Raw genomic sequence first — 4,782 nt, 5'->3', positions numbered from 1 at the left:
CGGCCACTCCGTTTCGTACGGGGTGGCCGCCCTTCGGCGTTGTTCCGGCCTTCCGGCCTTCCGGCCTTGTGCGGGCTCAAGAGGCGGCTTGTGGCGCTCGTACGGCGGTCCGGGGCGCTTGGGGGCATCCTGGTGGCGTACCTGCGTGTCGGGCCCGCTTGCATTTGTTTTGACCGAACTCGGTGAGGTAGGTACGCTCAGACCTTGTGCCTGGGGTGTGCCTGGGCTCATGTGCGTGTCCTCAACCGCACAGCGAGCCAAGACCGGCCACCGTAATTCTGCGCTTTTCCGCCTTGCGGCGGGAGTCTGCAGCATTCGACACACCCGACCGCGTGGGTCGGCGACGTTCCAGGTTAGCTTTACTAACGGCACACAGAAACCGGAGAAGTAGTGCCTACGATCCAGCAGCTGGTCCGTAAGGGCCGGCAGGACAAGGTCGAGAAGAACAAGACGCCCGCACTGGAGGGTTCCCCCCAGCGTCGCGGCGTCTGCACGCGTGTGTTCACGACCACCCCGAAGAAGCCGAACTCGGCCCTCCGTAAGGTCGCGCGTGTGCGTCTGACCTCCGGCATCGAGGTCACGGCCTACATTCCGGGTGAGGGACACAACCTGCAGGAGCACTCCATCGTGCTCGTGCGTGGTGGCCGTGTGAAGGACCTGCCGGGTGTTCGCTACAAGATCATCCGCGGTTCCCTCGACACCCAGGGTGTCAAGAACCGCAAGCAGGCCCGCAGCCGCTACGGCGCCAAGAAGGAGAAGTAAGAATGCCTCGTAAGGGCCCCGCCCCGAAGCGCCCGGTCATCATCGACCCGGTTTACGGTTCTCCTCTGGTGACCTCGCTGATCAACAAGATCCTGCTCAACGGCAAGCGTTCCACCGCTGAGCGCATCGTCTACGGCGCCATGGAAGGCCTCCGCGAGAAGACCGGCGCTGACCCGGTCATCACGCTGAAGCGCGCTCTCGAGAACGTCAAGCCGTCTCTCGAGGTCAAGTCCCGCCGTGTCGGTGGCGCCACCTACCAGGTGCCGATCGAGGTCAAGCCCGGTCGCGCCTCCACCCTCGCGCTGCGCTGGGTCGTGGGTTACTCCCGCGCCCGCCGTGAGAAGACCATGACCGAGCGCCTCATGAACGAGCTGCTGGACGCCTCGAACGGCCTCGGTGCTTCGGTCAAGAAGCGTGAGGACACGCACAAGATGGCCGAGTCCAACAAGGCCTTTGCGCACTACCGCTGGTAGTCGCTACCCACATCGAGAACCGAGAGAAGACTGAGCCTTATGGCCACCACTTCGCTTGACCTGGCCAAGGTCCGCAACATCGGGATCATGGCCCACATCGACGCGGGCAAGACGACGACCACCGAGCGCATCCTGTTCTACACCGGTGTGTCTTACAAGATCGGTGAGGTCCACGACGGCGCTGCCACGATGGACTGGATGGAGCAGGAGCAGGAGCGCGGCATCACGATCACGTCCGCCGCGACGACCTGTCACTGGCCGCTCGAGGACGTCGACCACACCATCAACATCATCGACACCCCGGGCCACGTCGACTTCACCGTCGAGGTGGAGCGTTCCCTGCGTGTGCTCGATGGTGCCGTGACGGTGTTCGACGGCGTCGCCGGCGTCGAGCCGCAGTCCGAGACTGTCTGGCGTCAGGCGGACCGCTACGGCGTTCCGCGTATCTGCTTCGTCAACAAGCTCGACCGCACCGGTGCCGAGTTCCACCGCTGCGTGGACATGATCAGCGACCGCCTTGGTGCGCAGCCGATCGTCATGCAGCTCCCGATCGGTGCCGAGGCCGACTTCAAGGGCGTCATCGACCTGGTCCGCATGAAGGCCCTGGTCTGGTCCGCCGAGGCGGCCAAGGGCGAGATGTACGACATCGTCGACATCCCGGCCACCCACACCGAGGCTGCCGAGGAGTACCGCGGCAAGCTCGTCGAGGCCGTCGCCGAGAACGACGAAGAGATCATGGAGCTGTACCTGGAGGGCCAGGAGCCTTCCGAGGAGCAGCTGTACGCCGCGATCCGTCGTATCACCATCGCCTCCGGCAAGGGCAAGGGCACCACGGTCACCCCGGTGTTCTGTGGCACCGCGTTCAAGAACAAGGGCGTTCAGCCCCTGCTCGACGCGGTCGTGCGCTACCTCCCGTCGCCCGTCGACATCGAGGCCATCGAGGGCCACGACGTCAAGGACGCGGACCTGGTCGTCAAGCGCAGGCCGTCCGACGACGAGCCCCTGTCGGCGCTGGCGTTCAAGATCATGAGCGACCCGCACCTCGGCAAGCTCACCTTCGTGCGCATCTACTCCGGCCGTCTGGAGTCCGGCACCGCCGTGCTGAACTCCGTGAAGGGCCGCAAGGAGCGCATCGGCAAGATCTACCGCATGCACGCGAACAAGCGTGAGGAGATCGAGTCGGTGGGCGCCGGTGACATCGTCGCCGTCATGGGCCTGAAGCAGACCACCACCGGTGAGACGCTCGCGGACGAGAAGAACCCGGTGATCCTGGAGTCCATGGACTTCCCGGCGCCGGTCATCGAGGTCGCGATCGAGCCCAAGTCCAAGGGCGACCAGGAGAAGCTGGGTGTCGCCATCCAGCGTCTCGCGGAGGAGGACCCCTCCTTCCAGGTGCACACCAACGAGGAGACCGGCCAGACCGTCATCGGCGGTATGGGCGAGCTTCACCTCGAGGTGCTGGTCGACCGGATGAAGCGCGAGTTCAAGGTCGAGGCCAACGTCGGCAAGCCTCAGGTCGCGTACCGCGAGACGATCCGCAAGGCCGTCGAGCGCGTGGACTACACCCACAAGAAGCAGACCGGTGGTACCGGTCAGTTCGCCAAGGTGCAGATCGCGATCGAGCCGATCGAGGGCGGCGACGCCGCGTACGAGTTCGTGAACAAGGTCACCGGTGGTCGTATCCCGAAGGAGTACATCCCTTCGGTCGACGCCGGTGCGCAGGAGGCCATGCAGTTCGGCATCCTGGCCGGCTACGAGATGACGGGCGTCCGCGTCACGCTTCTCGACGGTGCTTACCACGAGGTCGACTCCTCCGAGCTCGCCTTCAAGATCGCCGGTTCGCAGGCCTTCAAGGAGGCCGCGCGCAAGGCGTCCCCCGTGCTCCTCGAGCCGATGATGGCCGTTGAGGTCACCACGCCCGAGGACTACATGGGTGATGTCATCGGTGACATCAACTCCCGCCGTGGCCAGATCCAGGCCATGGAGGAGCGTGCCGGTGCCCGTGTCGTCAAGGGCCTGGTGCCGCTGTCGGAGATGTTCGGCTACGTCGGCGACCTCCGCAGCAAGACCTCGGGTCGCGCAAGCTACTCGATGCAGTTCGACTCCTACGCCGAGGTTCCGCGGAACGTCGCCGAGGAGATCATCGCGAAGGCCAAGGGCGAGTAACTCACCCGAGTACACGCTTTAGGCTTGACGCCGTATCCGTCGGGGCGTTTCCCCGCGAACCCGTGAGGCTCGCCCCGGCGGACGGCAATCCAGCAAAGATCACCCTGGCGCCGATGAGTAAGGCGTACAGAACCACTCCACAGGAGGACCCCAGTGGCGAAGGCGAAGTTCGAGCGGACTAAGCCGCACGTCAACATCGGCACCATCGGTCACATTGACCACGGTAAGACGACCCTCACGGCCGCCATTACCAAGGTGCTGCACGACGCGTACCCGGACCTGAACGAGGCCTCGGCCTTCGACCAGATCGACAAGGCTCCTGAGGAGCGCCAGCGCGGTATCACCATCTCCATCGCGCACGTCGAGTACCAGACCGAGTCGCGTCACTACGCCCACGTCGACTGCCCCGGTCACGCGGACTACATCAAGAACATGATCACCGGTGCCGCCCAGATGGACGGCGCCATCCTCGTGGTCGCCGCCACCGACGGCCCGATGCCGCAGACCAAGGAGCACGTGCTCCTGGCCCGCCAGGTCGGCGTTCCGTACATCGTCGTCGCCCTGAACAAGGCCGACATGGTGGACGACGAGGAGATCCTGGAGCTCGTCGAGCTCGAGGTGCGTGAGCTCCTCTCCGAGTACGAGTTCCCGGGCGACGACCTGCCGGTCGTCAAGGTCTCGGCGCTCAAGGCGCTCGAGGGCGACAAGGAGTGGGGCCAGTCGGTCCTGAACCTGATGGCCGCCGTCGACGAGGCGATCCCGCAGCCCGAGCGTGACGTCGACAAGCCGTTCCTGATGCCGATCGAGGACGTCTTCACGATCACCGGTCGTGGCACCGTCGTCACCGGCCGTATCGAGCGTGGTGTCCTCAAGGTCAACGAGACCGTCGACATCGTCGGTATCAAGCAGGAGAAGACCACCACCACGGTCACCGGCATCGAGATGTTCCGCAAGCTGCTCGACGAGGGCCAGGCCGGTGAGAACGTCGGTCTGCTCCTCCGTGGCATCAAGCGCGAGGACGTCGAGCGCGGCCAGGTCATCATCAAGCCCGGTTCGGTCACGCCGCACACCGAGTTCGAGGCCCAGGCCTACATCCTGTCGAAGGACGAGGGTGGCCGTCACACCCCGTTCTTCAACAACTACCGCCCGCAGTTCTACTTCCGTACCACGGACGTGACCGGCGTGGTGACCCTCCCCGAGGGCACCGAGATGGTCATGCCGGGCGACAACACCTCCATGACCGTCTCGCTGATTCAGCCGGTCGCCATGGAGGAGGGCCTGAAGTTCGCCATCCGTGAGGGTGGCCGGACCGTCGGCGCCGGCCAGGTCACCAAGATCAACAAGTAAGTCTTGTTGGTTTGACCTGGTAGCTCCTTACGAG

At 64.8% G+C, this 4,782-nt stretch carries 4 protein-coding genes; all 4 read left to right on the top strand.

The features are described 5' to 3' along the window. Positions 1-390: 390 nt before the first annotated feature. Complete coding sequence (rpsL, locus tag ACWGI8_RS39730) at positions 391-762, top strand: 30S ribosomal protein S12 (protein WP_003948652.1); 372 nt, start codon at positions 391-393, stop codon at positions 760-762. 2 nt (positions 763-764) lie between these two features. Further along, positions 765-1,235 (top strand): 30S ribosomal protein S7, encoded by a 471-nt coding sequence (rpsG, locus tag ACWGI8_RS39725; protein WP_006347241.1) that lies wholly within the window; start codon positions 765-767, stop codon positions 1,233-1,235. Between the two features lie 39 nt (positions 1,236-1,274). Then, positions 1,275-3,401, top strand: coding sequence for an elongation factor G (gene fusA / locus ACWGI8_RS39720; RefSeq protein ID WP_453668311.1), 2,127 nt, complete (start codon positions 1,275-1,277; stop codon positions 3,399-3,401). A 153-nt stretch (positions 3,402-3,554) separates the two neighbouring features. Beyond that, complete coding sequence (gene tuf, locus ACWGI8_RS39715) at positions 3,555-4,748, top strand: elongation factor Tu (protein WP_453668310.1); 1,194 nt, start codon at positions 3,555-3,557, stop codon at positions 4,746-4,748. Positions 4,749-4,782 lie beyond the last annotated feature (34 nt).

The sequence above is a fragment of the Streptomyces sp. NPDC054841 genome (genome assembly GCF_053611045.1).
Note: the sequence above shows the minus strand (reverse complement) of the source record. Positions and strands in the feature narration are given on the sequence as shown.